Here is a 23,457-nt window from a genome sequence, read left to right on the forward strand (position 1 = left end):
CAGCTGGAGACAAGCGAAATGAACAGGTATGAAGAGGTGCCCAAGGCCACCACTCCCCGGGCCGCCGGGGCCACCGAGGCGGCGCCGTTGCGTGCTGCGGGCGCACCGGCCAACGCCGGTCTGCTGGAACGCTTTTTCAAGCTGACCGAGCACAACACCACCGTGCGCACCGAAGTCATCGCAGGGCTGACGACGTTCCTGACGATGGCCTACATCATCTTCGTGAACCCGTCGATCCTCGGGGACGCGGGCATGCCCAAGGGCGCCGTCTTCGTCGCCACCTGCCTGATCGCGGCCATCGGCACGCTGATCATGGGCCTGTACGCCAACTACCCGATCGCCATGGCGCCGGGCATGGGCCTGAACGCCTACTTCGCCTACGTGGTCGTGCTCGGCATGGGCTACACGTGGCAGGTCGCGCTGGGCGCGGTGTTCATCTCGGGCTGCCTCTTTTTGATCGTGACGGTCACCGGGTTGCGGGAGCTGTTCATCGCGGGCATACCGCAGTCGCTGCGAACAGCGATCACCGTGGGCATCGGCATGTTCCTGGCGCTCATCGCGCTGAAGAGCGCGGGCATCGTCGCGGCCTCGCCGGCCACCTTCGTCACGCTGGGCGACCTGCACTCGGCGCCCGTGGTCCTGGCGACCATCGGCTTTCTCATGATCGTGGCGCTCGACCGGCTCAAGGTGCGCGGCGCCATCCTCATCGGCATCCTTACGGTGACGGTGCTGTCGTTCTTCTTCGGCGGCAACAAGTTCCATGGCGTGTTCGATGCACCGCCGTCCATCGCGCCCACCTTCATGCAGCTGGACATCCTGAGCGCGCTCAAGGGCGGCATCCTGAACGTGGTGCTGGTGTTCTTCCTGGTCGAGATGTTCGACGCCACCGGCACGCTGATGGGCGTGGCCAAGCGCGCCGGCCTCCTGGTGCCCGGCAAGATGGAGCGCATGAACAAGGCGCTCTTGGCCGACAGCGGCGCGATCTTCGCGGGCTCGCTGCTCGGCACGTCGAGCACCACGGCGTATGTGGAAAGCGCAGCCGGCGTGCAAGCCGGCGGCCGCACCGGCCTCACGGCCGTGGTGGTGGCGGTGCTGTTCCTGGCCTGCCTGATGATCTCGCCGCTGGCGGGCTCGGTGCCGGCCTACGCCACCGCACCGGCGCTGCTCTTCGTGGGCTGCCTGATGCTGCGCGACCTGGTCGAGCTCGACTGGGAAGACACGACCGAGGTGATCCCGGCCGCCGTGACTGCGCTGGCCATGCCTTTCACCTACTCGATCGCCAATGGCCTGGCCTTCGGCTTCATCACCTACGCCGTGCTCAAGCTGTGCACCGGCCGGGCACGGGAAGTGCATGCGATGGTGTGGGTGATCGCGGCGATCTTCCTGTTCAAGTTCGCCTACATCGGCGGGCACTGAGAGGCTGAGCAGAGCGCCGTCGGGCGCCGATGGTCGCGGGGACGCTATTAAACTTATAGCTGTCCCCGCTTTGTTGCAGTTGAACGAGACAAACCCACGAAACCCGGCATGACAACCCCCAGACTCCAGCTGGCGCACATCACCAAGCGGTACCCCGCGGTGGTGGCCAACAGCGACATCTCCCTGGCCGTGCAGCCCGGCGAAATCCATGCCGTGCTCGGAGAGAACGGCGCGGGCAAATCAACGTTGATGAAGATCATCTACGGCTCGGTCAAGCCCGACGAAGGCACCGTCACCTTCGACGGCCAGACGGTCAACCTGCGCAACCCGCAGCAGGCGCGCGCGCTGGGCATCAGCATGGTGTTCCAGCACTTCAGCCTGTTCGACACGCTCACCGTGGCCGAGAACGTCTGGCTGGGCCTGGACAAATCGCTCGCGCTGGCCGAAGTGGCCCGCAGCATCACGGCCAAGGCCAGCGAGTACGGCCTGGACATCGACCCCGCACGCCCCGTGCACACGCTGTCGGTGGGCGAGATGCAGCGGGTGGAGATCATCCGCGCGCTGCTCACCAACCCCAAGCTGCTGATCCTGGATGAACCGACCTCGGTGCTCACGCCGCAGGCCGTCATCCGCCTGTTCGGCGTGCTGAACAAGCTGGCCTCGGAAGGCTGCAGCATCCTGTACATCAGCCACAAGCTGCACGAGATCCAGGAGCTGTGCACGGCCTGCACCGTGCTGCGCGGCGGCAAGGTCACAGGTGTGTGCAACCCGCGCAACGAGAGCACCGAATCGCTCTCGCGCCTCATGATCGGCAGCGAGCCGCCGCCGCTGCAGCACCGCCCGCTGCATGCCGGCGCGGTGGCGCTGCGCGTGCAGGGCCTGAAGCTGGCGCGCGAAGACCAGTTCGGCGTCGACCTGGACGGCATCTCGTTCGACGTGCGCGCGGGCGAGGTCGTCGGCATCGCCGGTGTCTCGGGCAATGGCCAGAAGGAACTGCTGTACACGCTGTCGGGCGAAGACGTGCGCGCCGAGTCCGCCATGGTGCGCGTGTTCGACAAGCCGGCCGGCCGGCTGCGCCCGCGTGCGCGGCGCGCGCTGGGCCTGCATTTCGTGCCCGAGGAACGGCTGGGGCGCGGCGCCGTGCCCACGCTGGGCCTGGCGCACAACCTGCTGCTTACGCGCAGCAATGCGGTGGGCAAAGGCGGCTGGATTCGCACCGCCGAACTCGACAAGCAGGCGCGTTCCATCATCGAACGCTTCAAGGTGAAGGCCGGCGGCCCGAACGCGGCGGCGCGTTCGCTGTCGGGCGGCAACCTGCAGAAATTCATCGTCGGCCGCGAGATCGACGCCAACCCCAAGCTCTTCATCGTCTCGCAACCGACCTGGGGCGTGGACGTGGGCGCGGCCGCGCTCATCCATGCCGAGATCCTCGCGCTGCGCGACGCCGGCTGCGCCGTGCTCGTGATCAGCGAGGAGCTCGACGAGCTGTTCAACATCTGCGACCGGCTGCACGTGATCGCCAAGGGGCGGCTGTCGCCCTCGATCGACCGCGCGGCGGCCACGCTGCCGCAGATCGGCGAGTGGATGAGCGGCCTGTGGCCGCAGGCGCAGCCCGACAAGAACGACAAGAACGACAAGAAGGAGGGCGCGCATGCTCAAGCTTGAACCCCGCCCGGAGCTGTCGCGCTTCTGGAGCTTTGCCTCGCCGATCCTGGCGCTGCTGATCACCGTGCTCATCGGCGTGGCGCTGTTCGCCGCGCTCGGCAAGGACCCGGTCAAGGGCCTGCAGGTGTTCTTCTACGAACCGATCAAGAGTGGCTACGCCATCGGCGAGCTGATGGTGAAAGCCACGCCGCTGCTCATCATTGCGCTCGGCCTGGCCGTGTGCTTTCGCTCCAACGTCTGGAACATCGGCGCCGAAGGCCAGTTCGTCTGCGGCGCCATCGCGGCGGGCGGCGTGGCGCTGCTGGCCGACAAGAGCACCGGCAGCTGGATCATCGCGGCCATCCTGCTGGCGGGCATCGCGGGCGGCATGGTGTGGGCGGGCATCGTCGCGTTCCTGCGCGACAAGTTCAACGCCAACGAAATCCTCGTGAGCCTGATGCTGGTCTACGTGGCCACGCTGATGCTGAGCTACCTGGTCTTCGGCCCCTGGAAAGACCCGCAGGGCTACAACTTTCCGCAGACCAAGACCTTCGAGGCGGTGACGCAGATTCCGCGGCTCATGAAGGGCTCGCGCGTGTCGATCGGGCTGATCATCGCGCTGGTCGGCGCGGGCGCGCTGTGGGTGTTCCTGTTCCGCACGCGCGCGGGCTTCGCGCAGCAGGTCGGCGGGCTGGCGCCCGCGGCGGCGCGCTATGCGGGCTTCTCGGCACGCCGCGCGGTGTGGATCGCGCTGCTCACCTCGGGCGGTGCGGCTGGCCTGGCGGGCGCGCTCGAAGTGGCGGGCCCCATCGGCCAGCTCACGCCGTACGTGCCCGCGGGCTACGGCTTCGCGGCCATCATCGTGGCCTTCGTCGGGCGGCTGCATCCGGTGGGCATGATCTTCTCGGCCATCCTGATGAGCATGTTCTACATCGGCGGCGAACTCGCGCAGTCGCGCCTGGGCCTGCCCAAGTCGCTCACCGGCGTGTTCCAGGGCCTGCTGCTGTTCACGCTGCTGGCCTGCGACACGCTCATCGCCTACCGCATCCGCCGCAAGGCCGGCGCCAAGGCCGCGACCATGACCACGGCCTCGCTGCAGGCCAGCACGCCGATCACCGCGCCCGCAGCCACCACCGAAGGGGGTCACTGACCATGGAAAGCTACGCACTCCTCTTGGGCTCGACCCTGAGCGCGGGCACCGTGCTCGCCATCGCGGCGCTGGGCCTGTTGATCAACGAGAAGGCCGGCATCGTCAACCTCGGTGCCGAGGGCATGATGCTGTGCGCCGCCATCGCGGGCTTTGCGACGGTGGTCATCACGCACAACCCCTGGCTCGGCTTCCTGGCCGGCATGGCGGCCGGTGCCTTGCTCGCGGCCTTCTTCGGCGTGCTCGTGATCTGGCTCAACACCAACCAGTACGCCACGGGGCTCGCGCTGAGCCTGTTCGGTGTCGGCTTCTCGGCCTTTGCCGGCATCAGCTTCGTGCAGGCCAAGCTGCCCGAGAGCACGCCCTTCGCCATTCCCGTGCTGGCCGACATTCCGCTGGCCGGCCCGGCGCTGTTCCGTCACCACCCGATGGTGTACGTGGCCGTGCTGCTGACCATCGGGCTCATCTGGTTTTTGTACCGCACGCGCGCCGGCCTGGTGCTGCGCTCGGTGGGCGAGTCGCCCGAGTCGGCGCATGCGCTGGGCTACCCGGTGCGGCGCATCCGCTTCCTCGCGGTGATCGCGGGCGGTGCGCTGTGCGGGCTGTCGGGCGCGTACCTGTCGACCGTGTACACGCCGCTGTGGGTCGAGGGCATGGTTGCCGGCCGCGGCTGGATCGCGCTGGCGCTGACCACGTTCGCCACCTGGCGCCCGATCCGCGTGCTGCTCGGCGCCTACCTGTTCGGCGGCGTTTCGATGCTCGGTTTTCACCTGCAGAGCAGCGGCGTCGACGTGCCCTCGCAGTTCCTCAGCATGGCCCAGTACATCGCGCCGATCGTGGTGCTGGCGCTGATCTCGCGCAACCCCGCCTTCATCCGCATCAACATGCCGGCGTCGATGGGGAAACCGTTCTACCCCGGCTCATAATCGCGTTCTCGTTTTTTTGCCAACCCGTCCTTTTCTTCTGAGGATTTCGACAATGAATGATCTGAACAAGCGTTCCCTGCTCAAGCTCGCGGCACTCACCGCGGTGGCTTCGGCGGCCCTCATCGGCTGCGGCAAGAAGGAAGAGGCGGCCGCTCCCGCTGCACCGCCGGCACCGGCGCCCGCAGCCGCTCCGGCCCCCGCACCGGCCGCTCCGCTGAACATCGCTTTCGCCTATGTCGGCCCTGTGGGCGACGGCGGCTGGTCGTTCGCGCACGACAACGCCCGCAAGGCGCTCGAGAAGGAATTCGGCGACAAGATCAAGACCACCTTCGTCGAAAGCGTGCCCGAGTCGGCCGACGCCGAGCGCGTGTTCCGCGACTTCGTGGGCCAGGGCAACAAGCTGATCTTCGGCACCACCTTCGGCTACATGGAGCCCATGCTCAAGGTCGCCAACGACAGCAAGGACGTGAAGTTCGAGCATGCCACCGGCTACAAGACCGCCGAGAACATGCGCACCTACGACAGCCGCACCTACGAAGGCGCGTACATGGCCGGCGTGATCGCCGGCTCGATGACCAAGAGCAACACGCTGGGCGTGGTCGGCTCGGTGCCGATTCCCGAAGTGCTGCGCAACATCAACAGCTTCACGCTGGGCGCGCAGTCGGTCAACCCGAAGATCACGACCAAGGTCGTGTGGGTGAACGAGTGGTTCAGCCCGCCGAAGGAAACCGAAGCCGCCACCGCCCTCATCAACGGCGGCGCCGACGTGCTGTTCCAGAACACCGACTCGCCGGCCGTGCTCAAGACCGCGCAAGAAAAGGGCAAGCGCGCCTTCGGCTGGGACTCCGACATGACCGCCTACGGCCCGAAGGCCCACCTGGGCTCGGCCATCATCAACTGGGCGCCGTACTACATCAAGACCACGCAGGACGCGCTGGACGGCAAGTGGGCCACGGGCCAGACCTGGTGGGGCGTGAAGGAAGGCGCGATCGACATCGTCTCGATCGCCGAAGACGTGCCGGCCGAAACCAAGGCCAAGGTCGACGAAATCAAGAAGGGCCTGAAGGATGGCAGCTTCTCGATCTGGAAGGGCCCGATCGTCGGCCAGGACGGCAAGGAGCTGATCGCCAAGGACGCGGTCGCCGACGACAAGTTCCTGTCGGGCGTGAACTTCTACGTCAAGGGCGTCGAAGGCAAGGTGCCGGGCGGCGACAAGAAGTAATCAATCGACCATCGATCGCTTCGGCGATTGCCACGAGAAGGGTCGTCTGCGGACGGCCCTTTTTTCATTCGGACAAGAGGTTCATCTCATGAAGCTGCAAGGAGTCATGGTTGCAGGCGCGGCACTGCTGGCCGTGTCGATGTCGTTCGCCGCACCGCCGACGTTCTCGAAGGACGAGCAGCGCTTGCGCAAGGCGGTCGACGACGCGGAAATGTGCTTTCACTTCGCCGGCGAATTCAACGGCGACGGGTCGGCGCACGACAAGGAAGTGGCGCGCCAGCAGCGCCAGCATTGCGGCAAGGAAGGCCAGCAACTGGTGCTGCGCGCCTACCGCAAGAACCCGCAGGATGCGCGCCTCTACCCGGCGGTGCTGCGGCTGGACGGGCTGATGCCGGGGCTCACGCTGCCTGCGGCCGAGAAGGCGCGGCTGTGTGCCGTGGCCAAGACGGAACTGGCCTGCCCCTGAACTCGCAGGGTGCGGCTTACTGCGCCGCCGCCTGCAGCTGCGTCGCCATCTTCTGGTGGATGAGGTTCACCGCCTTCAGCGGTCGCAGCATCACCTTGAACTCGGTGATCTGCCCGTCGGCGTTCCACTTCATCATGTCGACGCCGTTGATGGCGATGCCGTCCAGCTCGAGTTCGAACTCGAGCACGGCGTCGTTCGGGCCCTGGAGCTCGCGCACGTAGCGGAAGCTCTCGTTGAAGAAGACCTGGAACGCCGCGGCGAGGTACTGCTTCGTGATCGCCTTGCCGACCTGCGGCCGGTGCACCACGGGCGATAAAAAGACGGCATCGTCGGCCAGCAGGGTGTCCAGGCCCGCCACGTCGCGTGCCTTGACGAGTCGGTGCCAGGTGGAAAGGGTGTCGATCGCCATGGGTCTGTCTCCTCGCGGGGTGGATGGAAGCACGGAAAACCCAGTCTAGCGAAGCGCCTGCGGGCCCATCGTCGCGGGCGCGACGGGGCCGGCAGGCGGAAGAACGCTTATGCGCCTTGCCAGCGCTTCAGCACCAGCGTGGCGTTGGTGCCGCCGAAGCCGAAGCTGTTGCTCATCACCGTGTCGACGGTGGCGTTCTCGCGCGTCGCAGTGAGGATCGGCATGTCGGCCACTTCGGGGTCGAGCGCTTCGATGTTGGCCGAGCCGGCCATGAAGTTGCCTTCCATCATCAGCAGGCAGTAGATCGCCTCGTGCACGCCGGCGGCGCCCAGCGAGTGGCCCGACAGGCTCTTGGTGGAGCTGATGGCCGGCGCCTTGTCGCCGAAGACTTCGCGCACGCCCTTCATTTCCATGACGTCGCCGACGGGGGTCGAGGTGCCGTGGGTGTTCAGGTAGTCGATGGGCGTGTCGACGGTGGACATGGCCATCTGCATGCACCGCACGGCGCCTTCGCCGCTGGGCGCGACCATGTCGTAGCCGTCGGAGGTGGCGCCGTAGCCGACGATTTCCGCGTAGATTTTTGCGCCGCGTGCCAGTGCGTGGTCGAGCGCCTCGACCACGACCATGCCGCCGCCGCCGGCGATGACGAAGCCGTCGCGCTCGGCGTCGTAGGCGCGGGAGGCCTTTTCGGGCGTCTCGTTGTACTTGGTGGACAGCGCGCCCATGGCGTCGAACAGGAACGACTGGGTCCAGTGTTCTTCTTCACCGCCGCCGGCAAACACGATGTCCTGCTTGCCCATCTGGATCTGCTCCATGGCGTTGCCGATGCAGTGCGCGCTGGTGGCGCAGGCCGAGGCGATGGAGTAGTTCAGGCCCTTGATCTTGAACGGCGTGGCCAGGCAGGCGGACACGGTGCTGCTCATGGTCCGCGTCACGCGGTACGGGCCGACGCGCTTGACGCCCTTTTCGCGCAGCAGGTCGAGCGCTTCCATCTGGTTCAGCGTGGAGGCGCCGCCCGAGCCGGCGATGAGGCCGGTGCGCGGGTTGGACACCTGCTCCTCGGTCAGGCCGGCATCGGCAATGGCGTCCTTCATGGCCAGGTAGGCGTAGGCCGCCGCGTGGCCGACGAAGCGATACAGCTTGCGGTCGATGAGGTCTTCGAGGGGAAGGTCGATGGAGCCGGCCACCTGGCTGCGCAGGCCCATCTCGGCATAGGCCGGTTGGAACCGGATGCCGGGGCGGCTGGCGCGCAGGTTGGCGGAGACGGTCTCCTTGTCGTTGCCCAGGCACGAAACGATGCCCAGACCGGTGATGACGACGCGTCGCATGGCGAAACCCTCAGAAGTTGTCGGTGGAAGTGAACACGCCGACCCGCAGGCCCTCGGCGGTGTAGATCTGGCGGCCGTCGACGCTCACCGAGCCGTCGGCGATGGCCAGGTTGAGCTTGCCCTTGAGCACGCGCTTGATCTGGATGCTGTAGGTGACGAGCTTGGCGGTCGGCAAAACCTGGCCCGTGAACTTCACTTCGCCCGAGCCCAGGGCCCGGCCGCGGCCCGGCAGGCCCTGCCAGCCGAGGAAGAAGCCGACCAGCTGCCACATGGCGTCCAGGCCCAGGCAGCCCGGCATGACCGGGTCGCCCTCGAAGTGGCAGGCGAAAAACCACAGGTCGGGCGTGATGTCGAGTTCGGCCGTGAGTTCGCCCTTGCCGTAGGTACCGCCCTCGGCGCTGATGTGGGTGATGCGGTCCACCATCAGCATGTTCGGGGCGGGCAGCTGTGCGTTGCCGGGGCCGAACAGTTCGCCGCGGCTGCAGCGCAGCAGGTCTTCGCGGGTGAAGGCGTTTTGTAGGGTCATGCGATTCGATCAAGGACGGCGCCAGGGCATAAATGCCGCTGCGCGCGGATTGGAGGGAACACACCCGATGCCGGGCCTGCCGGGGTCCAAGCCTATCGCATCCTGCGCGGCCCGATTTGACCCAGATCAGTTTGGGGGAAAAGGGGTGGGCAGCGTATACGTTTTCGGGAATGCCGCGCAGGGTGTCTGCCCTTATGCTGTGCGCGATCACAACGTCGATTTCCCACGCCCATGACCGATTTCAGCCGCCCCCTGTTCGACCCGAGCTTCGCGCAGCGCATTCCCGCCGAACGCCTGCCCGAGCTGCTGCGCGCCATGCCCAAGGCCGAGCTGCACATGCACATCGAAGGCTCGCTCGAGCCCGAACTGATCTTTGCGCTCGCGCAGCGAAACGGCGTTTCGATTCCGTATGCCAGCGTCGAAGAACTGCGCAAGGCCTACGCGTTCACCAACCTGCAGACCTTTCTCGACATCTACTACGCCGGCGCCAGCGTGCTGCTGAAAGAGCAGGACTTCTACGACATGGCCTGGGCCTACCTGGAGCGCGCCGCCGCCGACCACGTGGTGCACACCGAGATGTTCTTCGACCCGCAGACGCACACGGCGCGCGGCGTGGCGATGGACACGGTGGTCAACGGCCTGCACCGCGCGTGCGTCGATGCGCTGCCCAAGCTGGGCGTGAGCGCCTCGCTCATCCTGTGCTTTTTGCGCCACCTGAGCGAGGAAGAAGCCTTCGAGACGCTGGAGCAGGCGCTGCCGTACCGCGACAAGTTCATCGGCGTGGGGCTCGACTCGAGCGAAGTCGGCCACCCGCCCGAGAAGTTCGCGCGCGTGTTCGCGCGCTGCCGCGAACTGGGCTTTCACCTCGTCGCGCACGCGGGCGAAGAGGGCCCGCCGGCCTACGTGTGGAGCGCGCTCGACGTGCTGAAGGTCGAGCGCGTCGACCACGGCGTGCAAAGCGCCAAAGACCCGGCACTGATGAAGCGGCTGGCGCAAGACCGCATTCCGCTCACCGTGTGCCCGCTGTCGAACCTCAAGCTGTGCGTGTTCCCCGACCTGTCGCAGCACAACCTCGGCGCGCTGCTCGAGGCGGGGCTGGTCGCCACCGTCAATTCGGACGACCCGGCCTACTTCGGCGGCTACATGAACCAGAACTTCACGCAGACCTTCGCAGTGACGGGGCTCGGCGTGCAGCAGGCCTGGCAGCTCGCGGCGAACAGCTTCGAGGGCAGCTTCATCGACGCGGCGGCCAAGCGCGCCTACGTCGACCGGCTCAACGCCGTCTTCGCGACCTTCTGAGCGAGGTCGGCTGTGCAGGCGCCGGGCCGCGGTCCGGCCTTGCGCGGCACGAGCAGCGGCACCGCCACCAGCGCACACGCACTGGCCGCCAGCCACACGACCGGCCAGCCCTGCAGCGCCAGCAGGTGCGGAATCGAGAAGGGCGTGACGAAGCACACGAGGAACACGCTGGTGTTCGCCATGCCCAGCGCAGTACCGGCGCGCGCCGCGCCGGCCAGCGTGGCCAGCTCGGTGTAGGCCACGCCGTGCCAGGCCGACACGCACACGCCGCTCACGGCCAGCAGCGCGATCAGCGCCCCGCGCAGCGCGGGTGACGGCGCCTCGGTGCCCGCCGCCATCACCAGGGCGGCCAGGCCCGCGAACAGCACCACGCTGAGCGCGCTGCAGGCCCGCAGGTAGGCCGGGCGGTTGCGGCGCCGGTCGGTCCATCGGCCGCTCCATACGCGCATCGCCATCGCGCCGATCTGCACGAAGACCATGGCGGCGGTGATCGTGCCCAGGCCCACATGGCCGAAGTCGTGCAGGAACACCGTGCCGAAGGAAAGCACCGCGAACTGCGGCGCGCACAGGATGCCGATGCCGGCCACGATGCGCCACACGCGCACGTCGCGCAGCGGGCCGGTCTTCGGCGCGGCGGCCTCCGTGGTCTTTGGGTGCGGCGTGATGGGCGGCTCGTGCACCCAGGCCCAGCTCATCGCCGCGCTCAGCGCGCACAGCAGCGCGAGCAGGCCGTACAGCGCGGCAAAGCCGAAGTGCAGGGCGACGAAAGGCAGCACCAGCGCGCCGATGCCGCCGCCCAGCGGCACCGCCGTCTGTCGGATGCTCATGGCGAGTCCGCGCTCGCTGGCGTCGAACCAGGTCATCACCGCGCGCCCGCTGGCGCCGTTCACGCTGCCGCCGAGCAGACCGACCAGCAACAGCCCCGCACCGAGCACGCCAAGACCGGGAATGTGGCCGTTCCCCGGCGCGGCCCACAGCGCCATCGCCACCAGCGCGATCGCCGTGCTGCCCAGGCCGGCCAGCAGCACGGGGCGGTCGCCCCAGCGGTCGGTCAGCAGGCCCCACGGCAGCTCGCTCACGGCGATGCCCAGGCCCATGAGGCCAAGCACCAGGCCGAGCGCGGCGTTGTCGAGCTGGTAGCCGGTGCGCATGAGCACGGCGGTCATCGGGATGCCGCTGAAGGCGACCGAGAAGGCCGCGTTGGCGGCGACGCCGGCGGCGAGCACCTTCCAGCGGTGCCGGCGAGAAAACACCGGGGAAGAGGAGGTCGAATGTGTCATGTTGCGGCGCAGTGTCCGCCGCTGCAAAGGTTTTGAAAATCAGAAAATAATGGGCAAACCATCCCGAAATTCGGGACGATGAAAGAACCGACGCAAGGACCCGCAATGACCCAGGTGATGTTCGATCTCGACGTGCTGCGCACCTTCTCCACCGGCATGGCACTCGGCAGCTATGCGCGCGCAGCCGACAAGCTGGGCCGCTCGACCTCGGCCGTGAGCGCGCAGCTCAAGAAGCTGGAGGCGCAGGCCGGCACCGTGCTGTTCCGCAAGGAGGGCCGTGGCCTGGCGCTCACCGATGCCGGCGAAACGCTGCTGGCCTACGCGCACCGCATGCTCGAACTCAACGACGAGGCCAGCGCCGCCCTGCGCGGCGTCGACCTTCAGGGCTGGGTGCGGCTGGGCCTGCAGGAAGACTTCGGCGAGACGCTGCTGCCGGCCGTGCTCGGCCGCTTTGCGCGCGCGCACCCCAAGGTGCGCATCGAGGCCTGCGTGGCGCGCAGCGGCGAGCTGCGCGAGCGGCTCGAGCTGGGCCAGCTCGACCTGGCGCTGGCCTGGGACGCGGGCGACCAGCCGCTGTCGCCGTATGCCGAGCGCGTGGCGCGGCTGCCGCTGCTGTGGATCGGCCCGACCGCGCCCGAGCGCGTCGATGCGCCCTGGTGGACCGAGCGCGAGCACCGTGCGGGCGTTCGCGCGGTCAAGAGCAAGGAGCCGCTGCCGCTCATCATGCTCGATGCCCCGTGCCCGCTGCGCGAGATCGTCATCACTGCGCTCGACCGCGCCGGCCTGCCGTGGCGGCGGGCCTTCGGCAGTGCCAGCCTGGCGGCGCTGTGGGCCGCAACCTCGGCCGGCCTGGGCCTGACCGTGCGCACGCCGTTCGGGCTGCCCTCGCATGTGCGCACGCTCGACCGCTCGGTGCTCTCGCTGCCGGCGCTACCGCAGATCTCGCTCGTGCTGTACCGCGCGCAAGCTCGTGCGGAGGCGCCGGCGAGCCGGCTGGCCACGCTGCTGCTGGAGGCGGTGCGCCAGCATGCGCAGCTGCAGACGGTGCAACCCCGCTGACCCCGCGGAGCGCGGGCCCTTGCCGGGGCCGTGGCCGCAATGCGTGAGAATCCGCCGCGAGAGACAAGACAAGCGCAAGAGACAAGACCCAAGCGAGGCGGCATGACCATTACGCGGCACAACTCCCTGCACCTGTGGGACGACAGGTTCCTCTACATCACACCGGCGATCCAGTCGGGGCTCACGGCGCGTTCGTCGGCCACGCTGCTGGCCTCGGTGAGCGGCCACCCTTTCACGCTGGAGGCGGTCGACGGCACGCGCGTGCGTTGCACCGCCGCGCTGGTGGGGCCGCATGTGTCGCGTCGCCTCGACGTCGACGGCTGCGGGCTGCTGTCGCTCAACCTCGACCCGGCCTCCAGCGCCTACCGCATGCTTGCGCGGCACATGGGCGGCCACGGCATCCAGCCGATCGACGCGCGTCGCTTCGGCCGCGCACGCGACGACTTCGAACCGGCGCAGCACGGCGCGCTGTCCGACCGGCGCCTGCAGATGCTGAGCGCGAAGCTGGTCACGTCGATCACCGAGAGCCCCGAGCTGCAGGCCGCGATCGACCCACGCATCGACCGTGTGCTGCAGGCCATCCGCGCACGCGCAGGGCAGATTCCGCTGCGCGAGCTGTCGGCGCTGGCCTTTCTCTCGCCCGACCGGCTCACACATTTGTTCGCGCAGCAGGTGGGCGTGTCGATCAAGCGCTATGCGCTGTGGACCAAGGTGCGCCGCACGGTGCAGCAGTTCACCGAACGCCGCCCGCTGACCGACGTGGCGCTGGTCAGCGGTTTCACCGACGCGGCGCACATGAGCCGCACCTTCCAGCGTTACTTCGGCCTGTCGCCGTCCTTCCTAGCTAACCAGGTGCGCGTGACGGCCGACGCGCACGCGTCGCACGCGTGGGGCGACGCGACCGTTCACTGAGTGCGTCGCTCGCAGGACAGCGGCTGCGTTCAAGCCGCAGCAGGTCTGCGTGCCTAAGCTGGTGGTGCTCCATCAAGAGAGCATCAACCGGAGACATCAACAATGAGACAGACATCCTCGCGCGGCGCCATGCCGCGGGCTTTGCTTGCGCTCGCCACGGCGGCCCTACTCACTGCCTGCGGTGGTGGCGGAGGCGGTGGCAGCAGCTTCCCGTTCTTCCCCGGCGCCGGCGGCAACCCGCCCGCCGAGAACAATGCCTACAAGGCCGAGATCCGCCGCACCGCGATGGGCGTGCCGCACATCAAGGCCGCCGACTGGCCCGACCTCGGCTATGGCTACGGCTACGCGCAGGCCGAAGACAACCTGTGCACCATGGCCGATTCGTTCCTCACATACCGCGGCGAGCGCTCGCAGTACTTCGGCGCCGATGCGAAGCTCGTGGCCAGCAGCACCATCGGCCTGCCGAAGAACATCGACTCCGACTTCTTCCACAAGCAGGTGATCTCGGCCGATGTGCTGCAGAAGATGATCGCGGCCCAGCCCGACAACCTGAAGCAGCTGGTCGAGGGCTTCGCCGCCGGCTACAACCGCTACGTGCGCGACGTGAAGGCCGGCGGCACCGCGCACGAAGCCTGCCGCAGCGAAGCCTGGGTGAAGCCCATCACCGCCGAGGACATCTACCGCCGCATGTACGCGGCCAACCTCGCGGGTGGCTACAGCAACTTCTTGCCGAACATCGCCAATGCGATCGCACCCGCGCCGGCAGCGCCCACCAAGATGGCCGCGCGCAGCGGCGCAAAGAAGGGCGCGCTGCAGCTGGCGGCGATCAATGTGCCCCTGCCCGAACTGCAGGTCGGCGGCAAGGAAGGCGTGGGCAGCAACATGATCGGCTTCGGCACGGCCGCCACCGGCGACAGCAGCCCGCTGCTCTTCGGCAACCCGCACTGGTACTGGCGCGGGCCCGACCGCTTCTACCAGGCGCACCTCACGATCCCGGGCCAGCTCAACATCAGCGGCACCTCGTTCCTCGGCATTCCGGTGATGCTCATCGGCTTCAACGACAACGTCGCGTGGAGCCACACGGTGTCGACCGCGCGGCGCTTCGGCTTCTACGAGCTGAAGCTCGCGGCGGGCGACCCGACCAGCTACATGCGCGACGGCAAGCCCGTGAAGATGCAGGCGCTGAACATCACCGTCAACGTGAAGCAGGCCGACGGCAGCGTGGCGCCGGTGACGCGCACGCTCTACAAGTCGGAGTACGGGCCGATGGTCAACCTCACGGCCTTCGGTACGCCTTTCGCCTGGAGCCAGACCACGGCCTTCGCGATCCGCGACATCAACGGCGAGAACTACCGCACCTTCAAGAACTGGCTGCGCTGGAACCAGGCCAAGTCGCTCGACGAGTTCATCGCCATCCAGCGCGAGGAAACGGCCATTCCGTGGGTCAACACCGTGGCGGTAGGCCGCGGCGCGGCCAAGGCCTGGTATGCCGACATCGGCGCGATTCCCAACGTGTCGCCCACCCAGGTGGCCAGTTGCACGACGCCGCTGGGCACGGCGGCCGGCGCCTCGCTGCCGCGCGTGCCGTTCTTCGACGGCTCGAAGAGCGAGTGCGATTGGCAGACCGACGCCGACTCGGCGCAGAAGGGCGCCATCGGTGCGGCCCGGCTGCCGAGCCTGCTGCGCGACGACTACGTGGCCAACATGAACGACAGCTACTGGCTGGCGAACCCGAAGGCGCCACTCACCGGCTTCCCGGACATCATGGGGCCGGCCGGCACCGACCCCGTGACCTTCCGCACGCGACTGGGCCACTTGCTCGCGCAAGGCCGCATCGACGGCACCGACAGCCACGGCGCACGGGGTGCCACGCCCGACACCGTGAAGCGCATGGTGCTCGACAGCCGTGCGCTGACGGCCGAGCTCTTCAAGATGCAGGCGCTGCCGCTGGTGTGCGCGAAGTCGACCATCAACGTCGTCACCGATCCGCTGACCAGCGAGGCCATCGGCCGCGACATCGATGTCTCTGCAGCCTGCAGCGCGCTGCAGGACTGGAGCGGTACCGGCGTTGCGGGTGCGCGCGGTGCGCATGTGTGGGACGAGTTCTGGAGCCGCGCCTCGCGCATCCCTGCGGCTGACCTGTACAGCGTGGCCTTCAACCCGGCCGACCCGATCCGTACCCCGCGCGACCTGAAGCCTGACGCCGCGCCCGCGCTGCAGCAGGCCTTCGGCGCCGCCGTGGCGCGGGTGCAGGCCAGCGGCTTTGCCGAGAACGCGCAGCGCGGCGACTACCTGTTCGCCACCCGCGGCGGTCAGAAGATCCCGCTGTACGGCGGCTGCGGCGGCCCGGGCTACTTCACCATCGCCTGCTCGGAGAACCGTCTCGACAAGGGCGGCTACACCATGGACGGCAACCCGAACGGCAACAGCTACATGCAGATCGTGCGGTTCCCTGAAGGCGGCGTGGAGGCCCACACCTTCCTGACGTTCTCGCTGTCGGACGACCCGGCATCGGCGCACAACGCCGACTACACCCGCGCCTACAGCGCCGGGAAGTGGCTCAAGGTGCCGTTCTCCGAAGCCGAGATCAAGGGCGACGCGGCCTACCGCAGCGCCGTCGTCAGCGAGTAGCCGACGACGCGGCCGCGCGTTGCGCGAGCCAGTTCCACCCGGCGCCTGCGGCCATGAGCACGCAGGTGCCGAGGAACACGGCGCGCATGCCGATGTGCCCGCCCACGAAGCCGCCGAGCAGCGGGCCCGCCACCTGGCCCGTGTACTGCGCCGAGGTCGAGTAGCCGAGCATGTTGCCGGCCACGCGCTCGGGCACGTTGTGGCGGATCACGCTCGCAATGCACGGCAGCAGCCCGCCGAGCGACAGCCCCATGAGAAAGCGCAGCACCACCAGCTGCCAGCCCGACGTGACGAAGGCCTGTGGAACCAGCAGCAGCGCCGACACCGCGAGGCACCCGACGATCACGTTCCAGTGACCCACACGGTCGGCCAGCTTGCCCAGCCGCGAGGCCGAGAGGATGCTGCCGAGCGCGGCGGCCGACATCACGAGGCCGGCCATCATCGTCACCCGCTGCGGGTCGTCGACCAGCGTGGCAACGTAGACCGTGATGATCGGCTCGATCGACATGTTGGCCAGCATCAGCAGCATGCCGGTGAAGAGCATCGCGACCAGCGGGCGCTTGTCGGGAATGGCGGCCCAGCCGGTGTCGGCGGCGCCGTGCTGCTTGGCGGCCGAGGGCGCTTTCTTCTCCTCGCGGATCAGGAAGGCAGTCGCGAGAAAGGCCACGAAGATCATCGCGCCCGCCGCGAAGAAGGTCGCGCGGATGCCGATGAGCGGCGGCAGCACGCCGCCCACCAGCGGACCCACGAGGTTGCCGGCCATGATGGCCGACGACATCGTGCCGAGCGCCCAGCCGGTGCGATCTTTCGGTGTCTGCGTGGCGACCAGCACCATCGAGCCCGAGGCATAGCCGCCCAGCAGGCCCGCGAGCAGCCGCAGCCCCACGAGCTGCCACACATTGCCGGCCATGCCGATGAGCGCCATCGCCACCGCCATGCCCAGGCTCGCGCGAATCAGCATCGGCTTGCGGCCGTAGCGGTCGGCCAGGCGCCCCCACAGCGGTGCCACCAGCGCCGCGCTGAAGAAGGTGGCGCCGTAGGCCGCGCCCGACCACTGCACGATGGCCGCATGGTCCTTCACGCCCAGCTGCTCGACGTACAGCGGCAGGAAGGGCAGCAGCAGCGTCATCGCGACGATGGTGGTGAAGGAGCCGAACATGCAGACGGCGAGGTTGCGCTGCCAGTGCGCGTGGGCGGCGTGGATGGTGTGGGGGATCGGGTTCGTCATGGGGCGAATCGATTGTGTGGCGCGGGGAGCCAAAGCCGCGCTGCCGATTCGCGGCGGGCCCCATCGCCGCACCCGACGGATCGCCGCGCACTAAAATCTTCCCCCCGCAGCCGGGCGTCCCGGCCGGCTGCGGGTTTCTTGTTCGACCGGGGCCATGTAGAGGACCACCATGTACAAAAACCTCGCGGGCCGCGCCGTTCTGGCGTGGGTGACCGCCTGTTTTTTATCTCCCGCCTTTTCACAGACCGCACCGCCGAAGCCACCCCTGGCGAAGGACGCGCTGAAGATCGGCTTTGTCTACGTCACGCCGGTCACCGATGCCGGCTGGGTGCGCCAGCATGAAGAGGGCCGCAAGGCCGTCGAGGCGGCGCTGGGCCCCCGCGTGAACACCACCTTCGTCGAGAACGTGCCCGAGGGCGCCGACGCCGAGCGCGTGATCCGCGACCTGGCGCAGCAGGGCAGCCAGCTGATCTTCACGCCCAGCTTCGGCTACATGGAGCCGACGCTGAAGGTCGCGAAGGACTTTCCCGGCGTGAAGTTCGAGTCGATCACTGGGTACAAGACGGCGCCCAACGTCGCCACCGCCAACGCCCGCTACTACGAGGGCCGCTACCTCGCGGGCATCGCGGCTGGGCGCATGACGAAGACGAACGTGGCCGGCTATGTGGCGGGCTTTCCGATTCCCGAGGTGCTGCAGGGCATCAACGCCTTCACGCTCGGCATGCGCTCGGTGAACCCGAAGGCCAAGGTGGTCGTGGTGTGGCTCAACGAGTGGTTCGATCCGCCGAAGGAGCGCGACGCGGCGATGGCGCTGTTCAACCAGAACGCCGACGTGCTCGCTTTCCACACGGGCTCCACCGCCGTGATGGCCGCCGCGCAGGAGCGCGGCAAGATGGCCGTGGCCTACCACTCCGACATGCGCAAGATCGCGCCCGACGCGCAGATCGTCGCGGTCACGCACCAGTGGGGCGGCTACTACACGCAGCGTGCCCGCGCGGTGCTCGACGGCACCTGGAAGAGCGGCAACCTCTGGGGGGGCGTGAAGGAAGGAATGATCCGCGTCGGCGACTTCGGCACCAAGGTGCCCAAGGCCGTGCAGCAGGAGGTGCTGGCGCGCCAGCAGGACATCGCGGCGGGCAAGCTGCAGCCCTTCCGTGCGGTGACCACCGACGTGCGCGACAACGAGGGCCGCGTCGCGATCGCGAAGGGCGCACAGCTGACCGACGAGCAGGTCCTGCAGATGAACTGGCTGGCCGAGGGTGTGCAGGGGCGGGTGAGCCGCTGAGTGCCGCCCCCTTGCTCTGCGTCTGAAGAGTGCGTTCCGCGTATAGCACTCATACGCGCAGGGCAATTCCCGCCGTCCGGGGCTGGATTACCCTCCGAATCCACGATGAAAAAAGCCTACCGCGCCTCCCTCCTGCGATTCGACGCCGCCGGCCTGCCTGTCTTCGATGAAGACGGCCTGCTGGTCGTCGCCCCCGACAGCACCGGCCGCCAGCGCGTGCTTGACGCCGGCAGCCATGCCGACGTGTCGCAGCGCCATGTCGGCGCCCACACCACCCACCTGCCGGGCCGCATCCTGGCGCCGGGCTTCGTGGACATGCACGTTCACTATCCGCAGACCGACATCATCGGCGCGCCCGCCGCCGGCCTGCTGCCCTGGCTCGAGAACTACACCTTCCCGGCGGAAGCCAAGTTCGCCGACCCCGCGCATGCGCGCGTGGTGGCCGACGTGTTCTTCGACGAACTGCTGCGCAACGGCGTGACCACCTCGCTGACCTTCGCGACCTCGCACGTCGCCTCGGTCGATGCCTTCTTCGAGAGCGCGCAGCGCCGCAAACTGCGCATGATCACCGGCAAGGTGCTGCAGGACCGCAACTCGCCCGACGGCGTGCGTGACGACACCGAGCAAAGCCTGGTCGACACCGAGGCACTGATCCGCAAGTGGCACAACGTCGATCGCCTGGGCTACGCCATCACGCCGCGCTTTGCGCCCACCAGCACCGACGCGCAGATGCGCGGTGCCGGCGAGCTGGCCGCAAAGTACGGCGACACCTGGATCCAGTCGCACGTGGCCGAGAACCGCGACGAGGTGAAGTGGGCGCGCGAGCTGTACCCGAAGTCGCGCTCCTACCTGGACGTGTACGCCGACTTCGGCCTGCTGCGCGAACGCGCCGTGTACGCCCACTGCATCTACCTGGACGACACCGACCGTGCGCTCATGCACGAAACGAAGACGGCCGCCGCCGTGAGCCCCACGAGCAACCTGTTCCTGGGCAGCGGCTTCTTCGACTTCGGCGCGGCCGACCGGCTCGAACAACCGTACGGCCTGGCCAGCGACGTGGGCGGCGGCACCAGCTTCAGCCCCTTCCACACCATGCTGGCTGCGTACTACGTGGGCCGTGAGGGCCAGACCAAGCCCGGCCTGAGCATCGCGCCCTCGCGGCTGTGGTGGCACCACACCGGCGGCGCGGCGCGCTCGCTGGGGCTCGACGGCGTGGTCGGCAACCTGCAGCCGGGTTGCGAGGCCGACTTCCTGGTGCTGAACCCCTCCGCCACGCCGCTGCTGGCGCGCAAGACCTCGCTGGCCAACAACCTCGAAGAGCTGCTGTTCGCGATGATCGTGCTGGGCGACGACCGGCTGGTCGAGCGCACGGTGATTTCGCAGGCGGGCTGATCTGCACCAGGGGAGGGCGCGCAGGGCGCCCATGCCACAATTCGGCCCCGATTCCCCCGCAGCAGCATCAGCGAGCGCATATGAGCATCAAGAGCGACAAATGGATCCGGCGCATGGCCGAAAACGAAGGAATGATCGACCCCTTCGAACCGGGCCAGGTGCGCGAGAACAATGGCCACAAGATCATCAGCTACGGCACCTCGAGCTACGGCTACGACATCCGGTGCGCGCCTGAATTCAAGGTCTTCACCAACATCCACAGCACCGTGGTCGACCCGAAGAATTTCGACGAAAAGAGCTTCGTCGACATGCACGGCGACTACTGCATCATTCCGCCGAACAGCTTCGCGCTGGCACGCACGGTGGAGTACTTCCGCATCCCGCGCAACGTGCTCACCATCTGCCTGGGCAAGAGCACCTACGCGCGCTGCGGCATCATCGTCAACGTGACCCCGTTCGAGCCCGAATGGGAAGGCTACGTGACGCTGGAGTTCAGCAACACCACGCCGCTGCCCGCCAAGATCTACGCGGGCGAAGGCTGCGCGCAGGTGCTGTTCTTCGAGAGCGACGAGGTCTGCGAAACCAGCTACAAGGACCGCGGCGGCAAGTACCAGGGCCAGCGCGGCGTCACGCTGCCCAAGACCTGACGCGCACTGACGCACTGTTGCGCGCCTCCTGACCGCCGGTTACGCCACCGGCCGTCAGGCCAAGTACCATCCTGCGACGTTCCGGCAAATACTCCGATCAGCAAGCCGGCAAGGAGACTGCGATGAGATGGGAAGGCAACGAACAATCCGACAACGTCGAAGATCGCCGTGACGGTGGGGGCGGCGGCGGCGGCGGTGGCGGCCTGTTTGGCGGCCGCAGCATCGGCATCGGCACCATCGCGGTCGCGCTCATCGCGGGCTGGATCTTCGGGATCAATCCGCTCACCGTGCTGAGCCTGCTCAGCGGCGGTGGCGACCCCGTCCAGGTGCAGCAGCAACAGCAGGGCCCGGCGCCCAAGCCGCCCACGGGCGACCGCGAGGCGGCCTTCGTCTCCACCGTGCTCAAGAACACCGAAGTGGTCTGGACCGATCTCTTCCGCAAGAACGGCGGCAATTACCAGGCGCCCCGGCTCGTGCTGTTCCGCGGCGCCACGCCCACGGCCTGCGGCACCGGTCAATCGGCCATGGGGCCGTTCTACTGCCCGGGCGACAAGAAGGTCTACATCGACCTCGCGTTCTACGACACCCTCAAGAACCAGCTCGGCGCGCCGGGCGAGTTTGCGCAGGCGTACGTCATTGCGCACGAGGTCGGCCACCACGTGCAGGACGAAATCGGCATCACCGCCAAGGTCGACGGCATGCGCGGGCGCTTGAGCCAGGCGCAGAACAACGCCATCAGCGTGCGTGTCGAGCTGCAGGCCGACTGCTTCGCGGGCGTGTGGGCGCACCACTCGCAGGAGTCGAAGAAGTGGCTCGACCCGGGCGACATCGAGGCCGCCATGAACGCCGCCCAGAAGATCGGCGACGACGCTTTGCAGCGTTCCGCAGGCCGCGCCGTGGTGCCCGACAGCTTCACCCACGGCTCCAGTGCGCAGCGCCAACGGTGGTTCGGCACGGGCTATCAGACGGGTGAAATGAAGTCCTGCGACACCTTCAACGCGCGCAGTCTGTAAAGATTGTGTCCTGAGAGCCGCGGATTCATTGGGGTTTTTGCTATTGAATAAATAGCAATTCGGCCCACGCGGATGTTGTCGTTTCGTTGTCACTGCCGTTTTTTGCGGCAATGCGACAATAGAAGGCTCAATGACAATGTCCTTCTCCAATCTTTCGCTGGCAGAACCGCTGGCCCGCGCCGTGGCCGAAATGGGCTACGAGACCATGACGCCCATCCAGGCAGAGGCCATTCCGGTGGTGCTTTCAGGCCAGGACGTGATGGGTGCCGCGCAGACCGGTACCGGCAAGACGGCGGCGTTTTCGCTGCCCTTGCTGCAGCGCATGCTCAAGCACGAAAACGCCTCCACCTCGCCCGCGCGGCATCCGGTGCGTGCGCTGGTGCTGCTGCCCACGCGTGAACTGGCCGACCAGGTCGCGCAACAGGTCAAGCTGTACGCCAAGTACACCAACCTGCGCAGCACGGTGGTGTTCGGCGGCATCGACATGAAGCCGCAGACGCTGGAGCTGAAGAAGGGCGTCGAAGTGCTCGTGGCCACGCCCGGCCGTCTGCTCGATCACATCGAAGCCAAGAACGCGGTGCTCAACCAGGTCGAATACGTCGTGCTCGACGAGGCCGACCGCATGCTCGACATCGGCTTCCTGCCCGATCTGCAGCGCATCCTGAGCTACCTGCCCAAGCAGCGCACCACGCTGCTGTTCTCGGCCACCTTCTCGCCCGAGATCAAGCGGCTGGCCAGCAGCTACCTGCAGAACCCGGTCACCATCGAAGTGGCGCGGCCGAACGAAACGGCCTCCACCGTCGAACAGCACTTCTACAGCGTCTCCGACGACGACAAGCGCCGTGCGCTCAAGCAGATCGTCAAGCAGCGCGGCATTACGCAGGCCTTCGTGTTCGTCAACAGCAAGCTCGGCTGCGCGCGCCTCGCACGCTCGCTGGAGCGCGACGGTCTGCGTACCACCGCACTGCACGGCGACAAGAGCCAGGACGAACGCCTGAAGGCGCTCGCCTCGTTCAAGGCCGGTGAAGTCGACCTGCTGGTGTGCACCGACGTTGCGGCCCGCGGCCTCGACATCAAGGACGTGCCCGCCGTCTTCAACTTCGACATCCCGTTCAACGCCGAAGACTACGTGCACCGCATCGGCCGCACCGGTCGTGCCGGCGCTTCGGGCCTGGCCGTGAGCTTCGCCAGCGGCGGCAACGATGCGCGCCTGGTGGCCGACATCGAGAAGCTGATCAAGAAGAAGATCGAGCTCGAACCCGTCGAGTTCGAAGAAGACCGCCCGCGCGGTCGCATCAACGACGGACGCCGCCACTGGCGCGAAGAGGGCGAAGCCGGCGACGCACGCGATGTGCTCGACCAGCCGCGCGAACGCCGCGACGTGGAACCCCGCCGCAGCATGAGCGGCAGCGCTGGCGGACGCCCGCACCGCGCGCCGTCGGCGCCGCGCGATCCGTTCTTCGACAAGCCCTACGAATCGGGCGAGCGCGAAGCCGCACCGGCCTGGGAAGCGTCGGCCAAGGCCTCGCCCGCACGCGGCATCTCGAGCAATATCAAGAGCAAGCGCAAGGTCGCGGCATTGTTCAAGGCGGCCGAGCCGGGTTGAACCGGTGGCTCGCACAGTGAA

At 67.8% G+C, this 23,457-nt stretch carries 20 protein-coding genes; 15 read left to right on the forward strand and 5 right to left on the reverse strand.

The annotated features are described in order from the left end of the window. Positions 1 to 18 precede the first annotated feature (18 nt). The 6 genes from IG196_RS06880 to IG196_RS06905 all read left to right on the forward strand — a co-directional run bounded on the left by IG196_RS06880 (position 19) and on the right by IG196_RS06905 (position 6,821). Entirely contained in the window at positions 19 to 1,416 is a 1,398-nt protein-coding gene (locus IG196_RS06880) for an NCS2 family permease (RefSeq protein WP_225616946.1), read from the forward strand. Between the two features lie 108 nt (positions 1,417 to 1,524). Then, the gene (locus IG196_RS06885) at positions 1,525 to 3,081 is read left to right on the forward strand and encodes an ABC transporter ATP-binding protein (RefSeq protein ID WP_192195538.1); all 1,557 of its coding nucleotides are present in this window, start codon (positions 1,525 to 1,527) and stop codon (positions 3,079 to 3,081) included. Further along, entirely contained in the window at positions 3,068 to 4,210 is a 1,143-nt protein-coding gene (locus tag IG196_RS06890; protein ID WP_101492676.1) for an ABC transporter permease, read from the forward strand. The genes IG196_RS06885 and IG196_RS06890 overlap by 14 nt, the downstream gene beginning before the upstream one ends. A gap of 2 nt (positions 4,211 to 4,212) precedes the next feature. Beyond that, positions 4,213 to 5,133, forward strand: coding sequence for an ABC transporter permease (locus IG196_RS06895; protein WP_101492675.1), 921 nt, complete (start codon positions 4,213 to 4,215; stop codon positions 5,131 to 5,133). A gap of 52 nt (positions 5,134 to 5,185) precedes the next feature. Then, positions 5,186 to 6,355 carry a BMP family ABC transporter substrate-binding protein gene (locus IG196_RS06900; RefSeq protein ID WP_101492674.1) on the forward strand — a complete coding sequence of 390 codons (1,170 nt, stop codon included), beginning with the start codon at positions 5,186 to 5,188 and terminating at the stop codon, positions 6,353 to 6,355. Positions 6,356 to 6,443: 88 nt separating this feature from the next. After that, positions 6,444 to 6,821 (forward strand): hypothetical protein, encoded by a 378-nt coding sequence (locus IG196_RS06905; RefSeq protein WP_192195539.1) that lies wholly within the window; start codon positions 6,444 to 6,446, stop codon positions 6,819 to 6,821. 16 nt (positions 6,822 to 6,837) lie between these two features. On the opposite strand, the gene IG196_RS06910 is transcribed toward IG196_RS06905, so the two are convergent. The 3 genes from IG196_RS06910 to fabA form a co-directional block, all read right to left on the reverse strand. Further along, positions 6,838 to 7,230, reverse strand: coding sequence for a nuclear transport factor 2 family protein (locus IG196_RS06910; RefSeq protein ID WP_192195540.1), 393 nt, complete (start codon positions 7,228 to 7,230; stop codon positions 6,838 to 6,840). A gap of 107 nt (positions 7,231 to 7,337) precedes the next feature. Then, positions 7,338 to 8,558 (reverse strand): beta-ketoacyl-ACP synthase I, encoded by a 1,221-nt coding sequence (gene fabB, locus IG196_RS06915; protein ID WP_101492671.1) that lies wholly within the window; start codon positions 8,556 to 8,558, stop codon positions 7,338 to 7,340. A gap of 10 nt (positions 8,559 to 8,568) precedes the next feature. Then, positions 8,569 to 9,084: a 3-hydroxyacyl-[acyl-carrier-protein] dehydratase FabA gene (gene fabA, locus IG196_RS06920; protein ID WP_056574156.1), complete on the reverse strand. Its 516-nt coding sequence runs from the start codon at positions 9,082 to 9,084 to the stop codon at positions 8,569 to 8,571. A 231-nt stretch (positions 9,085 to 9,315) separates the two neighbouring features. Here fabA and IG196_RS06925 point away from each other — a divergent pair, with 231 nt between their 5' ends. Continuing rightward, positions 9,316 to 10,383 carry an adenosine deaminase gene (locus IG196_RS06925; protein WP_192195541.1) on the forward strand — a complete coding sequence of 356 codons (1,068 nt, stop codon included), beginning with the start codon at positions 9,316 to 9,318 and terminating at the stop codon, positions 10,381 to 10,383. On the opposite strand, the gene IG196_RS06930 is transcribed toward IG196_RS06925, so the two are convergent. Beyond that, positions 10,344 to 11,663, reverse strand: coding sequence for an MFS transporter (locus IG196_RS06930; protein WP_192195542.1), 1,320 nt, complete (start codon positions 11,661 to 11,663; stop codon positions 10,344 to 10,346). The two genes, IG196_RS06925 and IG196_RS06930, sit on opposite strands and share 40 nt — an antisense overlap. Before the next feature lie 105 nt (positions 11,664 to 11,768). On the opposite strand from IG196_RS06930, the gene IG196_RS06935 reads away from it, so the two are divergent. From IG196_RS06935 to IG196_RS06945, 3 genes are all read left to right on the forward strand, one after another. Then, a complete protein-coding gene (locus tag IG196_RS06935) occupies positions 11,769 to 12,722 on the forward strand; it encodes a LysR substrate-binding domain-containing protein (RefSeq protein ID WP_153285478.1) in 954 nt (317 codons plus the stop codon). A gap of 102 nt (positions 12,723 to 12,824) precedes the next feature. Continuing rightward, complete coding sequence (locus IG196_RS06940; protein WP_192195543.1) at positions 12,825 to 13,634, forward strand: helix-turn-helix domain-containing protein; 810 nt, start codon at positions 12,825 to 12,827, stop codon at positions 13,632 to 13,634. A 102-nt stretch (positions 13,635 to 13,736) separates the two neighbouring features. Continuing rightward, the gene (locus tag IG196_RS06945) at positions 13,737 to 16,265 is read left to right on the forward strand and encodes a penicillin acylase family protein (protein ID WP_192195544.1); all 2,529 of its coding nucleotides are present in this window, start codon (positions 13,737 to 13,739) and stop codon (positions 16,263 to 16,265) included. Here the strand turns inward: IG196_RS06945 and IG196_RS06950 are convergent. Continuing rightward, entirely contained in the window at positions 16,255 to 17,493 is a 1,239-nt protein-coding gene (locus IG196_RS06950; RefSeq protein ID WP_192195545.1) for an MFS transporter, read from the reverse strand. The two genes, IG196_RS06945 and IG196_RS06950, sit on opposite strands and share 11 nt — an antisense overlap. A 169-nt stretch (positions 17,494 to 17,662) precedes the next feature. Here IG196_RS06950 and IG196_RS06955 point away from each other — a divergent pair, with 169 nt between their 5' ends. The 5 genes from IG196_RS06955 (at position 17,663) to IG196_RS06975 (ending at position 23,436) form a co-directional block, all read left to right on the forward strand. After that, positions 17,663 to 18,778, forward strand: a complete 1,116-nt coding sequence (locus IG196_RS06955; RefSeq protein WP_192195546.1) for a BMP family ABC transporter substrate-binding protein — start codon at positions 17,663 to 17,665, stop codon at positions 18,776 to 18,778. 105 nt (positions 18,779 to 18,883) lie between these two features. Beyond that, positions 18,884 to 20,170 (forward strand): guanine deaminase, encoded by a 1,287-nt coding sequence (gene guaD, locus IG196_RS06960; RefSeq protein WP_192195547.1) that lies wholly within the window; start codon positions 18,884 to 18,886, stop codon positions 20,168 to 20,170. A gap of 80 nt (positions 20,171 to 20,250) precedes the next feature. Then, complete coding sequence (gene dcd, locus IG196_RS06965; RefSeq protein WP_099795730.1) at positions 20,251 to 20,817, forward strand: dCTP deaminase; 567 nt, start codon at positions 20,251 to 20,253, stop codon at positions 20,815 to 20,817. Positions 20,818 to 20,939: 122 nt separating this feature from the next. Further along, positions 20,940 to 21,830 carry a neutral zinc metallopeptidase gene (locus IG196_RS06970; protein ID WP_192195548.1) on the forward strand — a complete coding sequence of 297 codons (891 nt, stop codon included), beginning with the start codon at positions 20,940 to 20,942 and terminating at the stop codon, positions 21,828 to 21,830. Between the two features lie 130 nt (positions 21,831 to 21,960). Beyond that, the gene (locus IG196_RS06975) at positions 21,961 to 23,436 is read left to right on the forward strand and encodes a DEAD/DEAH box helicase (protein WP_101492660.1); all 1,476 of its coding nucleotides are present in this window, start codon (positions 21,961 to 21,963) and stop codon (positions 23,434 to 23,436) included. Positions 23,437 to 23,457 lie beyond the last annotated feature (21 nt).

It is taken from the genome of Variovorax sp. 38R (assembly GCF_014843395.1).
Lineage (GTDB): Bacteria > Pseudomonadota > Gammaproteobacteria > Burkholderiales > Burkholderiaceae_C > Variovorax > Variovorax paradoxus_H.